Source organism: Tenacibaculum sp. MAR_2009_124 (assembly GCF_900105455.1).
GTDB lineage: Bacteria > Bacteroidota > Bacteroidia > Flavobacteriales > Flavobacteriaceae > Polaribacter.
The window spans coordinates 1,025,116-1,041,704 of record NZ_FNSF01000001.1 but is presented as its reverse complement, the minus strand read 5'-3'; the positions used below and the strand labels follow the sequence as shown (position 1 = coordinate 1,041,704).

The following is a 16,589-nucleotide window of genomic DNA, read 5'->3' as shown; positions in this document are numbered from 1 at the left end:
AAGATTATGCAAAAAATACTAGCTTTGGTTATAGTTGCTTCGTTTTTACTAAGTTCTTGTAAAAAAGAAAATAACAAGTCAGCAGTTGAAACCACAAACTCTTCCGAAAATTTCGATCAACTTTTAAAGGATTATAACGAAGGGAAACTGTTGTTAAATCCAATTAATGCCACTTTTGCTGGAGATAATCGGTTCAACGATCAATTTCCAAATTTTCTTTCGGATGACTATCAAAATAAATTGACACAGTTTTATACTTCCTATAAAGACAAACTAAAGATTATTGTAGATAGTGATCTAACTGAAAGTCAAAAAATGAGTAAAGCTGTACTCAATTGGGACTGCGATATGGCCATAGCACAAGCTGGATTTAAAAATGATATTTTGCTTCCTATTAATCAAATGTGGACCATAAATTTAACTGTCGGGCAACTTGCCAGCGGTAGTAGTGCGCAACCATTTAATACCGTTAAAGACTATGAGAATTGGCTACAGCGTCTAAAGCACTACAATGTGTGGCTCCAGTCCGCCGAAACTAGAATGAACGAAGGAATACAAAGTGGGTATGTTTTACCTAAGTCTCTTATAAAAAAAGTAACTCCTCAGTTTGAAGGATTAAGTATGGTAAACACAACTAAAGAAGGTATTGTTGATTTATCGGAGCACTTGTTTTATTCTCCAATTACGAAATTCCCGGAAAGCTTTTCTACAGAAGAGAAAAATAAGCTCACCGAAGCGTATTCTGTGTTTTTATTAGAGCAATTAATTCCTTCGTTTAAAAGCCTACATGCTTTTTTAAGTACTGATTATTTAACGGCAGGAAGAGAAGGTAGCGGTATTGATGGAATTCCTCAAGGAAAAGAATATTATCAACATGCCATTAAAAACTATACCACCACCAAAATGACGGCAGATGAAATTCACGAACTTGGTTTAAAAGAGGTAGCTAGGATTCTTTCCGAAATGGAAAAAGTAAAGCAACAGGTGGATTTTAAAGGTAGTTTAAAAGAGTTTTTTGATTTTGTTAGAAATAATAAAGCACTAATGCCTTATAAAGAACCTGAGCAAATTATTGATAACTTCAATGAGATTCATAACAGAATGAAGCCGCAATTAGAAAAGCTATTTGGTAATAAGCCAAAAACGCCTTTTGTAGTTAAACAAACTGAAAAATTTAGAGAGGCTTCGGCTAGTGCCGAATACAATCCAGGATCACTCGATGGAACAAGACCAGGTGTTTTTTATACTCCTATTCCAGATGCCAGTAAGTATAACGTGTTTTCTGATGAAGCCTTGTTTTTACATGAAGCCATTCCAGGCCATCACTATCAAATTTCACTAACACAAGAAAATGAGAATCTTCCAGATTTTAGAAAAACATTATGGTATAGTGCCTATGGAGAAGGCTGGGCTTTATACACTGAAAATTTAGGAAAAGAATTAGGTCTGTATACGGATCCTTATCAGTATTTTGGTATGCTAGGAATGGAAATGCATAGAGCAATCAGATTAGTTGTCGACACAGGTTTGCATGCTAAAGGTTGGACTCGAGAAAAAGCCATTCAATATTCATTGGATAATGAGGCTGAATCAGAAGCGAGTATTATTTCGGAAATTGAACGTTATATGGCCAATCCAGGTCAAGCTCTTTCTTACAAAATTGGACAATTGAAAATAAGAGAGCTAAGAGCGAAAGCAAAAGAAACGTTGGGTGATCAATTCGATATTAGAGAGTTTCATAATCAAGTATTAGAAACAGGGTGTATTCCTTTAGCTTTATTAGAAAACAAAATAAACAATTGGGTTCAATCATATCAAAAATAATCCAATAAGAATACGTAAAATAATATGTCTAAAACCACCTTTTTGTAAAGGTGGTTTTAATTTTAACAACATTTAATTTCATTAACTTTCTATTTTATATAGTATTGTAGTATCTAATCAATAAAACGGACTCATGAAAGCGTTGTTTTTTTCTTTATTTCTCTTATCATCTTTAGTGATTTATCCACAAATGGACACAGAAGTTTATTTAGTCGACATTAAAAAGGATGAAAATAAGACTTTGAAACTCTCAAATCCGATCAATATTTCCAATAACGAAGGCTATGACAGTCAACCTTATTTTTATGATGAAAACACCATTATTTTCTCTTCGGAAAGAGATGGCTATCCTGATATTAGAAAATATCATTTAGACTCTCAACAGGCTTTTTTTATCAATTCAACGAAATTAGGGGGAGAATATTCGCCACAGCGAATTCCAAACTCTAATGATGTGTCAGCCGTGAGACTTGACAGTGATGGAAAACAAGCTATTTATAAGTATGACTATGTTTCGGGAGAAAATACGATGTTAATTAAAGATTTTGTCGTGGCCTACCCTACTTGGTACAACAAATCGACTTTGATTTCTTCCGTGATTATTAATGATTCTTTGCATTTGTATAAAAGTGATGTTAAAAAAGGGAAAAACTACTTTATAACGAAACAAACAGGGCGCTCAATTCACAAAATACCCAATAGTAAGTTGATTAGTTTTACCAAAAGAGTTGGAAAGTCATGGCAAGTTTGGTCTTTAAATCCAAATTCTCTTAAAACTGAAAAGATAGTTAATATTGATAATAGCCAAGATGTTTGTTGGCTACCTAATGGAATCCTTTTAATTGCTTCAGGAAACAGATTACTTCAATTTAATCCTAAAAAAGACACCACTCCTACTCTCTTTCATGAATTCAAAAACAAGATCGATAATATTTCAAGAATAACAGTAAATAATAACGGAACAAAATTAGCCATGGTTGCAGAAAAATCGCCAGAAACCCTAGCTCAAGAACAGCTTGATGCTTATAACAATAGAGATATTGAAGCTTTTTTAAAGCCTTTTGCAAATGATGTAAAGATCTACACATTCCCTAATACCTTAGATTATATCGGAAAAGATGAAATGAGAAAACGTTATGGAACAAAGTTTAAAGAAGTAACGGATTTAAATGCCCTTGTAACAAGCAGAGTTGTTAAAGGGAATATTGTTATCGATGAAGAATTGGTTACTGCCAATGGTCATAAATTTACCGCTGTTGCTATCTATGAAATGAATAATGGCAAAATTACAAGTGTTCGATTTATACGCTAAGCTAAGCCTTAAAATTGAAAATGTTTTTGGCATAATTTGATAAAATAAAAGCTTCGGATAACAATACCTTATTTATACGTTTATCCCAGAATATATTGGGATAACCTCTATATTTGTATGGATATAATAAGTTGCCAGTAATTTAGAATGACCGAAATTTTAAAGAAATATTTAGTTGCACAATGGTGGGTTCCGATATTGTTTTTTGGGATTTCTATAATTCTATTTGTTAGCGGAGCTATTCTACCAAATACAGATTTTGGATTTTACTCTCTCGTCTTTTTTGGAATTGTACTGTTAATTTCATCAATTTGGCAGTTATTCAAAGGAAAAATAGTAATTGGTTTTTTTCAATTATCAATTTTGACAGTACCGTTTTTATTCTTGGGGTTTATGGCTTGTCTGTTTGCTGGAATGATGAACAAACCTGATGGAGAATTGGCTTTAGATAGAATTGAACCGTTAATTAAAGTAAAAACTGACTTGACTATCCCAACTGATTTTGAGGTTTTAGAAAATCTTATTGAACACACAGAAGGAGCTTTTGATTCTGATTATTCTATCGGATTAACAATTGAATATAAAGAATCTGACGAAAAAAATATTGTAGAACAAATTCTCAAAAGTGCGGAATTGGAATCGGACAAAGGTTCATGGAAAAAATATGACAGCGGATATAATTTTGAACATAAATACAACGAAATAAATAGAGCTGAACCGTTTTATTTTAAAGTAGATACTTTGAACAATAAAATGGAATTGAATTTAAGTCACTTATGAATAAAAAACACTAACAATAATGTGTATAACTCATCGCTAGTCATAGCCTACTTACGAAAGTCTTCGCAGATTTTCTATTCAGTTTATATTTACTAAAATAGGGCTTAAAAAACGCAACTAATCTTATAAGAGAAACGTTGTTTTGCGTCATTAGACCAAACAGAAAAACTATTCAAAAAAACCACCCTTTTTTCATAAACAATTTAATAGACGATATCGTTTATTAAAGATATTTTACATACATTTGAATTATTAAACGATAACGTCTAAATAATGCCAAAAATAATAGCAAAGAAAGAAGACTGGATAGTTTTAGGATATAAGCAATTTTCTGAAAAGGGAATTAATGGTCTTGTAGTTGAGAAAATGGCTCAAAAACTCAATGTTAATAAATCAAGTTTTTACTGGCATTTTAAAACAAAAAAAGACTTTGTTAGTGAAATTATATCCTTTTGGATTTCTTCAGACACTAACAAAATAATTGAAAGTGTAGAAAGCAAATCATCAGGTAAAGAAAAGTTTGAAGAATTAATAAAATTAGTGTTTAAGAAAGAGCCTTATTTGGATTTTATTTTTTTTCTAAAAAGATTTGCACTTAAAGACAAGAAAATCCAAAGACTAATAGATGAAATAGATAATCAAAGAATTGAATACACCATGAGCATATTAATTGAAATGGGATTTTCAAAAAATGAAGCCTATATAAAGTCAACTTTATTCTACAAATATTTAATCGGTTATCACGAAATGATTCGCTACAAAAAACAATGTAAAGATTATACTAATGAAGTAAAAATAGAGATAAATCAGTTTATCAAATTTTAAAACAATGAAAAACAAAAATACATTTTGGATTATTGCAGGAATACTTAATTTATTTACCTCTTTTTTGCATTTAATTGGTGGTCAATTAGACCTTATAAACCCATTGCTTAAAAGCCGTTTAGATAACCAAATACAAACTGAAATGTTAGGTGTTTGGCATATGGTTACTATTATTTTATTTGCTTCTTCAATTACTTTTTTAAAATATGGGTTCAATAAAAACAAAAAACTAAATATTGAATTAATTACTTTCATTAGCTATCTATATATTGCCTTTTCATTTGCTTTTATTTTTTCAAGTATATTTAAATCAATACTTGCACCGCAATGGATTTTACTCTTTCCGATTGGAGTTTCAGGAATAATTGGGCTTAAAAAATCATAAACGAATGCTTAAAATTGGTGGAACATTAAATATAATCATTGCAATTGCTCATATTATTGGGTTATTATGGGCAGAACAGATGTTTGAAAAAACTGGAGCAGGAGAAGCAATGAGAGAGCTTGCTGAAATTCATTACTCATTTCCATACCTACTGACCGTTTTTGTAGCAATAATATTCTTTGTTTTTGGAATATACGGGTTATTTGCCAATAGTAGAACAAGGAAACTACCCTACTTAAAAATTGGAATTTTTATAGTTGCATTTATTTATATTTTTCGGGCAATAGGAGAACAATCCTATAATCTAATGAAAGGAACTACAACAACATCCGAAACTATTCAATCTGTTGTCGCATTAATTATTGGGTTACTATTCCTATTTGGTGGACTGAAAAAATGGATGTTAAAAAAAGAATAACGAACGTACACACATTCTATAAAAAATAGCTTGCTTCTCTCCTTTCTCTATGTTTTTTTCCTATTTTTAAGTTTGTTAATAGGCTACGAAAAAAGGTGTGTATTTACATAGCTACTTTCCATAACCAAAACCGTTATGCGGGATAAAAAAACAAATGAACGAACTTAAAAAATATATAAGCAAAATACTACATTTTACAGAAAATGAAATGGAGGTATTTGTATCATTGTTTTCTGAAAAAGAATTTGAAAAAAACGAATACTTTGCAACAGCAGGAGAATATTCTAACAAATTAGGTTTTTTAACAGATGGAGTGATGCGCGCTTTTTTTTGCAATAGTGATGGCAATGAATACACTAAAACCTTTTTTACTAATTTTAACTTTGTTGCTGCTTATTCATCAATGGTAACGAATCAAAAAAATTTAATTAACATCCAGTCCATAACTAAAAGTAAAGTCTTCGTTGCAGACTTTAAAAAAATTGTTAGTCTTTACAATGATTACCCAAAAATAGAGAGTTTAGGAAGAATTTTTGCAGAACAAAAGTTTACGATTAAAGAAAAGCGAGAAATAGAATTGGTAACACTAAATGCTACTGAACGTTACCAAATATTTCGTAAAGAACACAAAGGATTAGAAAATTTAATTCCTCAATATCATATTGCATCTTACCTAGGTATAACCCCAACTCAACTAAGCAGAATAAGAGGTAAAGCCTCCTCAATCTAATTTTATCAACATATGTAAATGCATGGCGCTTTTCATCTTCTCAATTTTACAGCTTAAGTAAAACGTAGAAAATGAAACAATTTATTAAAGCAACATGTATTCTTATTGTAATGATATTATGGTCGAAAAACAGCATTGCTCAAACAGGAACTATCAAAGGAAATGTAATTGACAAACAGTCGGAAACTACCTTGATTGGGGCTACAATAGAATTATTAAACTCAGATAAAAAAACAGGAGTAACTACAGATATTAATGGTCGTTTTAGATTAGATAATATTCCTATCGGAAGACATACCATTCGCATTAGCTTTATTGGCTTTGATACCATAACAATACCCAATATTATTGTTACTTCAGGAAAAGATGCAATTATTGCTATAAAACTTATAGAATCTTACGGTAACCTAAATGAAATAGTTATAGCCTCTACAACTAGCAAAAACCGTCCTAAAAATAAAATGGCAGCTATTTCTGCACGTCAATTTAGCGTAGAAGAAGTAGGCAGGTATTCAGGAGGTCGTGGAGATGTAGCCCGTTTGGCATCAAATTTCGCAGGAGTTTCAGCTCCTAACGATAGTAGAAATGATATTGTTATACGTGGTAATTCACCAACAGGACTACTTTGGAGGTTAGAAGGTATTCCTATTCCAAGTCCCAATCATTTTTCTACAACCGGAACCACTGGTAGTCCAGTTTCTGCTCTAAATCCTAATATGTTAGACAATTCAGATTTTATAACATCTGCTTTTCCTGCTGAATATGGAAACGCTTTAGGAGGCGTATTTGATCTTGGTTTTAGAAAAGGAAATACAGATGATTATGAATATACTTTACAAATGGGTGCATTCACAGGATTAGAAGCTATGGCTGAAGGGCCATTAGGGAAAAAAGGAGGAGCCTTTTTAGTTGCAGGAAGGTATTCATTGATAGGATTGATTGGTCAAGGTACAGGTACTTCAGCATTACCAAACTATAAGGATATTTCTTTTAATATAGATTTTGGTGAAAGTAAATTAGGGAAATTTTCATTATTTGGAATTTTAGGATCTTCTAGCATAGATTTTATAGGTGAAGACACTAAAGAAGATGACTTATTTACTTTTAAAGATGAAGATTCGTTTGTTACCTCTGAGTTTGGTGTAGTAGGATTAAAACACCGTGCAATTGTTGGTGAAAAATCTTATTTTAAAACCATTATTTCAAGATCTTTTTCTGCCAATAAATATGATCGAGATAAATACTATAATTTGGACACGCCCCAAGAACGAAAAATACAGTTTATAAAAGCAGATAATAATGAAACACGAATGATTTTCTCTACCTTGTTTAACACAAAAATAAGTAATAAAACAACATTAAGAACAGGAGTTTTATTTGAAAATTTCAATTTAGAGTCATTACTTAAAAGTAGAGAAGAACAATTCGATACTGATAATAATAGGGATCCAGAATTAAAAACGTTTAGAAATAGTGAAGAGAGTTTTAGTATCGTTCAACCTTATGTGCAAGGGCAATTTAGACTTACAGGAAAATTAACACTAAACGCAGGACTACACGGACAGTACAGTTCATTAAATGAACAATTTGTTTTAGAACCAAGAGCATCTGTAAACTGGAAAATAGCACCAAAACATTCATTAAGTTTTGGGTATGGTATACACCACCAATCCGTACCTATTCCATTATTATTTTTGAATGAAAATATTAATGGAGACATGGTACAAACTAATAAAAATTTAGATTTTGTACAAAGCGACCATTTTGTATTGGGTTATGATGTAAGATTAGCTAAAAACTGGAGAGCAAAAGCTGAAATATATTACCAAGATATTACAAATGCAGCGGTAGATTCATCTCCCTCAAGCTATTCTTCATTAACAGAGGGGGCTAATTTTCGATTTAGTACCGACCACCTTTCAATGGTTAATGAAGGAACAGGTTTTAATAGTGGTATTGAATTAACCTTAGAGAAATTTTTCAACAAAGGATATTATGGATTATTAACAACCTCAATATTTGATAGTAAGTATAAAGGAAGCGATGGCGTAGAACGCAATAGTCCATTTAATAACAAATATGTATTAAACATATTAGCAGGACGAGAATTTAAAATAGGTAAATCAAAAAAGGATGTATTCTTTATAGATACTAAATTTACAGCAGCTGGAGGAAGGCATTATACGCCTGTAGATTTAGCAAGATCACAACAAGCAGGTTTCCAAATATTACAAGAAGATTTAGCATTTAGTGAGCAATCTGACCGTTATATGAAATGGGATCTTAAGTTTGGAGTTAGATTTAATAGTAAAGTAAAAAAGCGCTCTCATCAATTTTATGTTGATTTACAAAATGTAACTGGTAACAAAAATATATTTGAAAGACGATACAACAGGCTTACTAATGATATAAACAAAGTATATCAAATTGGTTTTTTTCCTGATGTTGGTTATCGTTTTCAGTTTTAGAAATTAGTTATTTAAGATTTATAGAGAATTACACCACATAACAAAGTAGTATATAAAAAATAGTAGTTTGGAGCTGAAATCAAAGTTCGTTCTTTTCTGCTATTTTTGCATTTAAATTGAAAAAATAATGATTTTATTCTGCTACTTTTCATACACAAGACAGCTATAATTCAAATTATTGATATCACTCCAAACAATTGTAGAAGGATAAAAAAATTGCGCATAACTTAAAAATATATGAATCTAAGCGCTCAAAAATTTTAATTATATTATTTTATTCGCTTATATATATCTGGATTTCAATTATACCTATTAGCGATAATAATGAGATGAAATTTTGGTATGCTTATATTATGATTTCCAATCCTTTATCAATTTACTATCTATTCAAAGAAGTAAAAAAAATAAAGAAACCTCTCAAAAAGATATTGGTTATTTCAATAGACAATATCAGTGTTCCGCTATATGGTTTTATAGAATGAAAAGAAATAAAAAGCGAATACATTAGCGCTAGAAACATGATTACAAGCGAGATGGATTACTTTTTTGAGTTCAAGACTAATGAAAACAAAGTGATTGAAATTACAGATTTTTTACTAACTAAAAATATTTTATAAATTAGAAAAGCTATGAGAAAACTATAGCTAGCAAAAATCTAAAAAACATTGCTTTTGATCTTGGTAAGTTTTTGAAGCCTATAGAAAGCCGAAATGTTTAGGTATATTTATAAACTAAATGAAAAAATAGCGCAACGTTTATTAGTCAAACCGTTGAGTGCTATTGAACAAAACTATAAGTGAAACAATCTAAATTAATACTTCCGATAATCGTGATTTCTCAGTTTTGCTGTACATCACTTTGGTTTGCTGGAAATGGTGTCATGAACGATCTCATGATAACTTTCAACCTTACGAGCGGTACTTTAGGCCACTTAACGTCGGCTGTACAATTCGGATTCATTTTTGGTACATTGATTTTCGCTATTCTAACTATTGCTGACCGTTTTTCACCATCAAAAGTATTTATGACCTGTGCCTTACTAGGATCCCTATTTAATTTAAGCATAATTTGGGAAGGTAACAGTTTAGCAAGTATTCTTTCACTCCGTTTTGTTACGGGTTTCTTTCTGGCAGGTATTTACCCTGTAGGAATGAAAATAGCTGCGGACTATTTTGAAAAAGGACTAGGAAAATCACTTGGATTCCTTGTTGGTGCATTAGTTCTTGGTACAGCATTTCCTCATTTAGCGAAGGGGCTGACCAGTGCATTTCCATGGAAATATGTGTTAATCTTGACTTCGTCTCTTGCAGCTTTAGGTGGTATATTGATGTTGATTATGGTTCCCGATGGTCCATACCGAAAGCTTGGAAGTAAGCTGGAAACATCTACATTTTTAGATGTATTTCAAAATCGAAAATTTCGTTCTGCAGCCTTCGGTTATTTTGGTCACATGTGGGAGTTGTACGCCTTTTGGGCATTTATACCTATCATACTAGAAACATATTCCATGAGACATCCTGAAGCAATATTCAATATTCCATTATTGTCATTTATGATTATAGGAATAGGTGGATTGGCCTGTGTAGCAGGTGGTTATCTCTCACAAACAATTGAAGCTAAATCAATTGCATTCATAGCACTACTCTTATCATGTACATGCTGTCTGGTCTCTCCATTGTTATTTGCATCTGAATCTGAAAGCTTATTTATTAGTTTTCTCCTTTTTTGGGGAATGGTTGTTATTGCCGATTCACCTCTTTTATCAACTCTTGTGGCTAAAAACGCTCCAGCAGAAATAAAGGCGACTGCACTTACGATTGTAAATTGCATTGGTTTCTTAATAACAATAGTTAGTATTCAAATAATGAATATTTTGCAAACTTCAATAAACCCAACATATATTTACTCCATATTAGCGTTAGGACCAATTATAGGTTTGATAGCATTATATAAAAAGAAAAAATATCACAAAACAAAGCCTAAACTGTATTAAAATGTAGTTTAGCCGAAACGTTAAATGCAAGCACAGACACTATGAAAAAGGACATTTATAAAACAATCTTGGGAGTTATTATAATAATCACTTCTGTAATTTTCTGTTTTTACATACTTGATTTTATAAATATTTATGAAGTATACCTTTTGAAGTGGGTGCCAATGTTTTCAACTTTTCTCGGTTTCTATTTAGCAGGGATAATAACAAAAAAAATGACGTGGCATTATGTGTGTGTATTAATTTTATGTTTGTTAGTATTTATACCTGTTAGATCTTTTTATTTTCCTTTAATAATATTTTTATTGTTTTTTGCCATTTTAGGTTTGATGTTGAGCAGAAAGAAAATAAATAGTCAGCTAAAATTCTATAGTTCACTAATAGGTATTTTCATCTTTATATATTTTTTATTTAGTCAACCTTTAATCATTAAACAAAAAGAATTTGGAATAGATACAAGTGGTAATTTAATTAATGCCAAAGAAATATGGGATTTTAGAAATTATACCCCAAAAACAATACCAGACGAATTATTCAAAACAATAGATAGCAAAAAGAAAAAACTCACGGATTTTAAAGGAAAAACAATTTATGTATCATTTTGGGCGACTTGGTGCGGACCTTGCCTAGCTGAAAAAACAAAACTAGATTCCTTAAAAAAAAAATTTAATGATGATTCTAATATCATTTTTATTGATATTTCAATTGATACTGATAAAGACAGTTGGAAATTATATTTAAACAACAAACGTCCTAAAGGAGTACAGTTAATTTCCGAAAACATAAATCGAACAAGCAGAAATTTTAGTATAACTTCTATTCCAAAGCATATAATCGTAAATAATAATCTATATTATAAAAGCTTAAGATTTATTCCTGCCGCAGAGAAATATTTAAAAAATGGAAATTTAATGGAAAAGTGGATAATGTCTAAACAACTAGTAATTGAAAGGAAAGAATGAAGCCAACAGGTAACTAAATTTATAATTAATTGGTTCCTTTAATCTAATTTAGAAAGTATTTCTTGAACTCGTGAAAAATAATTTTCTGTTTTTAATATCGGATACTAACAATAAAAAGCCAACATTACCTTGATAAAATTAAGACCTATCTAGAGAACAAAAAAGGGTTTATTAAATGTATCCTATAAGTTTATAGTCCAAAAAATAATAAAATACGAATCAGTATGATTTATGATTATCAAAAAATAAATTCATTTGTTTAATCCAACCTCCTTGAAAAGTACCCTTTCAACAAATATATCTGTACAAATGCCATTATGCTGAACAATAAACAGGTATATAACATAGTATTTGAAACGGTTATCCCTAAAGAAATGTTCGGAATTTCAAAACTCGAAAATCTACTAACCTCAGGAATAGTTATCAGTTCACTAATAGACTGCCCTTGAGATACAAATAAGATTGAAACAATCAGAATCAACCCTAAAACAAACCAGGTCTTACCAGAAATTAACGGTTTTACTTTGAATACCTCTTTACTTTCTAAAGTATGTATCGTATTCATTATGTTCGTAGTAAAGTCTATAGAAGGCATTTCAGACTCTATTTCATTTACATATTTCTTCATAAAAACATCCAGCTCATCAACATGTTTATTTTCTTCCATAATGTTTTATTAATTCTGGTTCAATATTTCTTTTAACTATAGATAAAAGCCTTTTTCTGCCTCTATGTAACCTTACTTTTACATTTGCTAGAGACCATCCAGTCACTTCAGTAATTTCATTCAAACTTAATTCATCAAAATAAAAAGACCAAAGTATCGCTCGCTCTTCTTTAGGTAACATGTTCAGACATTCTTTCATTACTTCGGCTCGTTCTTTCCTTTCAATTGACTCTAAAACATCGGTTGTTTCTTGTATCTTATTACTATTTATTTCATCAATAGCTTCGATATTATAGTTTTTGGTAATTTTTTTTAGGCTATCCAAACAGTTTCGATAAGCAATTTTATACAACCAGGTCGAAAACTTCGATTCTCTATTGAATTTCTTCAAACTTTTATAAGCTTTTATAAAAGTATCCTGTGCAATTTCTTCAGCCTCTTCTTTATTCTTTAGCATTTTCATCCCTAATGAGAATACCATCACCTTATATTTTTCAATAAGATAAGAAAAAGCATTTACATCTCCGTTAAGAGTTTTATCGATATATATTTGGTCGTCTTTAATAGTCATTGTTTTATTTTGACTATTCCTTTTCAAAAAAGGTTACAAATTATTTTAAAAAATATTTTTTTACTTTTTTTGTAACCTTTACAACAAAGATAATGTCATACCACCAAACACAATAAAATAATCATTAAAAATAATATTTATGGAAGTTGCAATTGTATTTATGTTCTTATTCGCCGTAGTATTCGGAATCTTTTATTTGTTCTATTCAACAAGAAACAAAGAACGCTTAGCTCTTATTGAAAAAGGTGTTGATGCCAAAATATTTATGCAAGGTGAACGACAAAAAAAATCTACATTAACAGGAAGGGTTGTTGTTTTAAACCTTTCTTTATTACTTATGGGAATTGGCTTAGGCGTATTTTTAGCTCTTATATTAACTACGTATACACAATTAGATGAAGAAGCCATATATCCTTCTTTAATTTTCTTTATGGGAGGACTTGGATTGTTTACAGGTTTTCACCTTACTAAAAAGTTAGAAGACGAATAATATTCATATCATTTGTTATATACCATTGCTAAAAAAGAAAATGTTTTTTTTAGTAAAGAAGACAAGGATTCTTTTACCATGCTTATTCTAATAATTAAGTCCTAATAACAAATCACTTAGCAACAAAATCATCTTAATTAAGATGATTTTGTTGTTTTATAAAACTACGTACCTTTAGCAAAAGAAAACTAAAATGAGTGCTAATCACGATAACAAAGACTTTAAACAGCTTTTAGATAAACTCCAACAAGAAAGTTGGCAGTTAGAATTAATTATCTCTGGTTTTGCCATTTTCGGTTTATTGAGTGCCTATCCAGAAATTCAAGTTTCCTTACTAAGGGCTGAAGCCAACAACATAATTTATATTATTATTTTATTGCTAATCTCTAAAATTGCTTGTGCAATATTATTGTTTAACTTGTTAATTCATGTCATATTAAGAGGTTTATGGATTGGCGCTTTGGGTTTGCGATATGTATCAGGAGAAATAGAGTTTGATGAATTAAACTATCAAAACAGATTCAAAAAATATTTGAAAAAGAAAATTGTTTCTTTCGATAAATATGTGGCTACTCTCGAAAATTATTGTAGTGTTTTGTTCGCTATTTCATTTCTTCTTATTTTCTATGTAATATCAATTACCTTGGCTGTTTTAAGTATCATAGCTGTTGTTTTCTTCATTATAGATAATGAAGCTCTTCATGAAGGTTTTAGAATAGCCCTCGGAGTATTCCTACTTGTTATTTTAGCTATTGGTATGATATTAACCTTTATAGATTTTATAACTCAAGGCTTTCTTAAAAAGAAAAAGTGGCTATCTAAAATATACTTTCCTTTTTACTGGCTATTCAGTTTTATTACACTTTCTTTTTTATATAGGGCATTAGTTTACAACTTCTTGGATAATAAGTTCACTAAGAGAATTAGTTTTCTCCTAGTTCCTATTTACATTATTATTTTAATAATTGTTACAGCAAAATATCAAACTTCAAATCACCTTGGTAATATAAAAACGAGCGCTACGCTTTATTTAAACAAAACAAACTATGAAAATTTGTTAATCAATAATGAAGATTTTGTTGAAAAAGCCAGTATACAATCAAAAACAATTTCTGATGCTTACGTCAAACTTTTTATAGTTTTTAGTGAAAATTTGGAAGAGAGGCTCTATAACTTCCATCCTAGTTTAAAACCCGTAAACGATCGCAGAGGTCTTAAAACAAAAATTAAACTTAACAATAATAAAAATAGACTCTCAAGAAAAAAAAGAGATAGTTTAGCCTATAAATACATTGAAGTTTTTAATACTATGAATGAAGTTTATATTGATAGTGTAAAGTATCCAACCGATTTTCTAATTGGTACGAATGTAAAAAGTCAAACCGGTTTCGAAACCTATCTACCTACTAAAGGACTATCTGATGGAAAGCACCTTCTTAAGGTTAGACGAAAAGTTATTAAGAAAAAAGATACAATACTCAGAAGATATATTACGATACCTTTTTGGTATTTTGAATAACCACCTTTTACTTAAATTCTATTATGACAAAAGAAACATTTTACTTTAAGACTCCCACAGAATGGAGAAATTGGTTAGCAGAAAACTATGATCAGAGCACTGGTATTTACTTAATTTTTTATAAAGTAGAATGCGAAGAACAAAGTATGCGTTGGGAAGAGGCAGTTAGAGTCGCCCTTTGCTATGGATGGATAGATTCTACCGTAAAAAGTTTAGGAAATGGAAAACGCCAGCAATACTTTTGTCCTAGAAAGGTAAAAAGCGTTTGGAGTAAGCTTAATAAAACTTATATTGAAGAGCTTATGGAAAAAGGACTCATGCATGAATCAGGCATGTTTAAAGTTAATATTGCAAAAGAAAATGGTTCTTGGGCAGCTTTAAATGATATTGACAATTTAATTGCTCCAGAAGATTTACAATTAGAATTCAGTAAACATCAAACTGCTTATGAAAATTACCAGAACTTTGCACCTTCGTACAAAAAAGGCTATTTGTATTGGTTAAATCAAGCTAAAAGAGAACAGACACGTCAGAATAGAATAGCGAAAATCATAGAATTATGTGCTGCAAATCAAAAATCTCGATAAATCATCTTTAAGTGTTGAGTTTTGAGTTTTGAGCAAAATTATACAGTTCTTTCAGGCTATGTTTATCAATTATCAAATCATATAAATTTCTTAACCGTTATTAAGTTTCGTATTTTTGTAATATGAGCAAAATTTTAATTTCAGGCGGTACTGGTTTAGTTGGAAAGAAACTTCAGTCCTTATTAAAAAGTAATGGACATGAAGTGAATATTTTAACTAGAAATCCTAAAAAATCGAATGAATTTTCTTGGAATATTAAAGAAAGTTTTATCGATGAAAATGCTTTTACTAATGTTACTCACATTATTCATTTAGCTGGTGCTGGAATTGCAGATAAAAGATGGACAGAAAAAAGGAAACAAGAAATAATTGATAGCCGTGTTCTTTCTGCAAACCTCATATTCCAATATGTAAAAAAACTAAAACTGAAACTACATGGTCTAATTTCCGCTTCTGGAATTGGTTATTATGGTGCTCATACCTCAGATATCATTTTTAAGGAAAATGATGCTCCATATAACGACTTTATTTCTAAAGTTTGCATAGAATGGGAAAATGCAGCCAAACAATTTGAAGCGCTTAATATTCCTGTAACGATCTTACGTACTGGGGTTGTATTAAGTAAAAAAGGAGGCGCTCTTGCTAAAATAAACACCCCTTTATTTCTAAGTGCTTTGGGTAGTGGAAGTCAATATTTTCCATGGATTCATATTGATGATCTCTGTAATATTTACACCGACTCTATTGATAACCCAAAGTTATCAGGAATATATAACTGCGTAACCAACGAGCATCAATCAAACATTTCTTTTACAAAAATATTAGCGAAAACTACTGGTAAATTCTTATTTCCATTGAATGTACCTTCGTTCGTTTTAAAAACCATCCTTGGAGAGCTATCTATCATTTTATTAGAAGGAAGTAGAATATCCGCTAACAAAATCGAATCGATTTATAACTTCAAGTTTCCTAATTTAAAAGAAGCTTTAGAGGATCTTCTTAAATAATTCCACCTCCAATTCAATTCAATTCCATTCAGTCTATGAAAAATTGATCCT

16 protein-coding genes are annotated in these 16,589 nt (G+C 30.5%); 14 read left to right on the top strand and 2 right to left on the bottom strand.

The features are described 5' to 3' along the window. Positions 1-6 precede the first annotated feature (6 nt). The 10 genes from BLW23_RS03785 (at position 7) to BLW23_RS03740 (ending at position 11,697) form a co-directional block, all read left to right on the top strand. Entirely contained in the window at positions 7-1,824 is a 1,818-nt protein-coding gene (locus tag BLW23_RS03785; protein ID WP_093667893.1) for a DUF885 domain-containing protein, read from the top strand. Between the two features lie 190 nt (positions 1,825-2,014). Then, positions 2,015-3,136, top strand: coding sequence for a nuclear transport factor 2 family protein (locus BLW23_RS23475; protein ID WP_218134026.1), 1,122 nt, complete (start codon positions 2,015-2,017; stop codon positions 3,134-3,136). A 147-nt stretch (positions 3,137-3,283) separates the two neighbouring features. Continuing rightward, positions 3,284-3,916 carry a hypothetical protein gene (locus BLW23_RS03775; protein WP_093667892.1) on the top strand — a complete coding sequence of 211 codons (633 nt, stop codon included), beginning with the start codon at positions 3,284-3,286 and terminating at the stop codon, positions 3,914-3,916. Between the two features lie 273 nt (positions 3,917-4,189). After that, on the top strand, positions 4,190-4,741 hold the full coding sequence (locus tag BLW23_RS03770) for a TetR/AcrR family transcriptional regulator (protein WP_093667891.1): 552 nt from the start codon (positions 4,190-4,192) through the stop codon (positions 4,739-4,741). Between the two features lie 4 nt (positions 4,742-4,745). Next, on the top strand, positions 4,746-5,126 hold the full coding sequence (locus tag BLW23_RS03765; RefSeq protein ID WP_093667890.1) for a hypothetical protein: 381 nt from the start codon (positions 4,746-4,748) through the stop codon (positions 5,124-5,126). Between the two features lie 4 nt (positions 5,127-5,130). Continuing rightward, a complete protein-coding gene (locus tag BLW23_RS03760) occupies positions 5,131-5,544 on the top strand; it encodes a hypothetical protein (protein WP_093668446.1) in 414 nt (137 codons plus the stop codon). Between the two features lie 154 nt (positions 5,545-5,698). Next, a complete protein-coding gene (locus BLW23_RS03755; protein WP_093667889.1) occupies positions 5,699-6,274 on the top strand; it encodes a Crp/Fnr family transcriptional regulator in 576 nt (191 codons plus the stop codon). A gap of 71 nt (positions 6,275-6,345) precedes the next feature. Further along, complete coding sequence (locus BLW23_RS03750) at positions 6,346-8,742, top strand: TonB-dependent receptor (RefSeq protein WP_255362726.1); 2,397 nt, start codon at positions 6,346-6,348, stop codon at positions 8,740-8,742. Positions 8,743-9,538: 796 nt separating this feature from the next. Next, positions 9,539-10,735: an MFS transporter gene (locus tag BLW23_RS03745; protein ID WP_093667888.1), complete on the top strand. Its 1,197-nt coding sequence runs from the start codon at positions 9,539-9,541 to the stop codon at positions 10,733-10,735. A 305-nt stretch (positions 10,736-11,040) separates the two neighbouring features. Next, positions 11,041-11,697, top strand: a complete 657-nt coding sequence (locus tag BLW23_RS03740) for a TlpA family protein disulfide reductase (RefSeq protein WP_176829744.1) — start codon at positions 11,041-11,043, stop codon at positions 11,695-11,697. A 259-nt stretch (positions 11,698-11,956) separates the two neighbouring features. Here BLW23_RS03740 and BLW23_RS03735 read toward each other — a convergent pair whose 3' ends face one another. Together BLW23_RS03735 and BLW23_RS03730 are read right to left on the bottom strand one after the other, a co-directional pair. Further along, positions 11,957-12,364 carry a hypothetical protein gene (locus BLW23_RS03735; protein ID WP_093667886.1) on the bottom strand — a complete coding sequence of 136 codons (408 nt, stop codon included), beginning with the start codon at positions 12,362-12,364 and terminating at the stop codon, positions 11,957-11,959. Further along, positions 12,351-12,935 carry an RNA polymerase sigma factor gene (locus tag BLW23_RS03730; protein ID WP_093667885.1) on the bottom strand — a complete coding sequence of 195 codons (585 nt, stop codon included), beginning with the start codon at positions 12,933-12,935 and terminating at the stop codon, positions 12,351-12,353. The genes BLW23_RS03735 and BLW23_RS03730 overlap by 14 nt, the downstream gene beginning before the upstream one ends. A 139-nt stretch (positions 12,936-13,074) precedes the next feature. Between BLW23_RS03730 and BLW23_RS03725 the strand changes: the two genes are divergently transcribed. The 4 genes from BLW23_RS03725 (at position 13,075) to BLW23_RS03710 (ending at position 16,538) form a co-directional block, all read left to right on the top strand. Next, positions 13,075-13,425 (top strand): DUF6249 domain-containing protein, encoded by a 351-nt coding sequence (locus BLW23_RS03725; protein WP_093667884.1) that lies wholly within the window; start codon positions 13,075-13,077, stop codon positions 13,423-13,425. 193 nt (positions 13,426-13,618) lie between these two features. After that, a complete protein-coding gene (locus BLW23_RS03720; RefSeq protein ID WP_093667883.1) occupies positions 13,619-14,944 on the top strand; it encodes a hypothetical protein in 1,326 nt (441 codons plus the stop codon). A gap of 23 nt (positions 14,945-14,967) precedes the next feature. After that, positions 14,968-15,531 (top strand): YdeI/OmpD-associated family protein, encoded by a 564-nt coding sequence (locus BLW23_RS03715; protein WP_093667882.1) that lies wholly within the window; start codon positions 14,968-14,970, stop codon positions 15,529-15,531. A gap of 122 nt (positions 15,532-15,653) precedes the next feature. Continuing rightward, on the top strand, positions 15,654-16,538 hold the full coding sequence (locus BLW23_RS03710; RefSeq protein ID WP_093667881.1) for a TIGR01777 family oxidoreductase: 885 nt from the start codon (positions 15,654-15,656) through the stop codon (positions 16,536-16,538). The last annotated feature ends 51 nt before the right edge of the window (positions 16,539-16,589 follow it).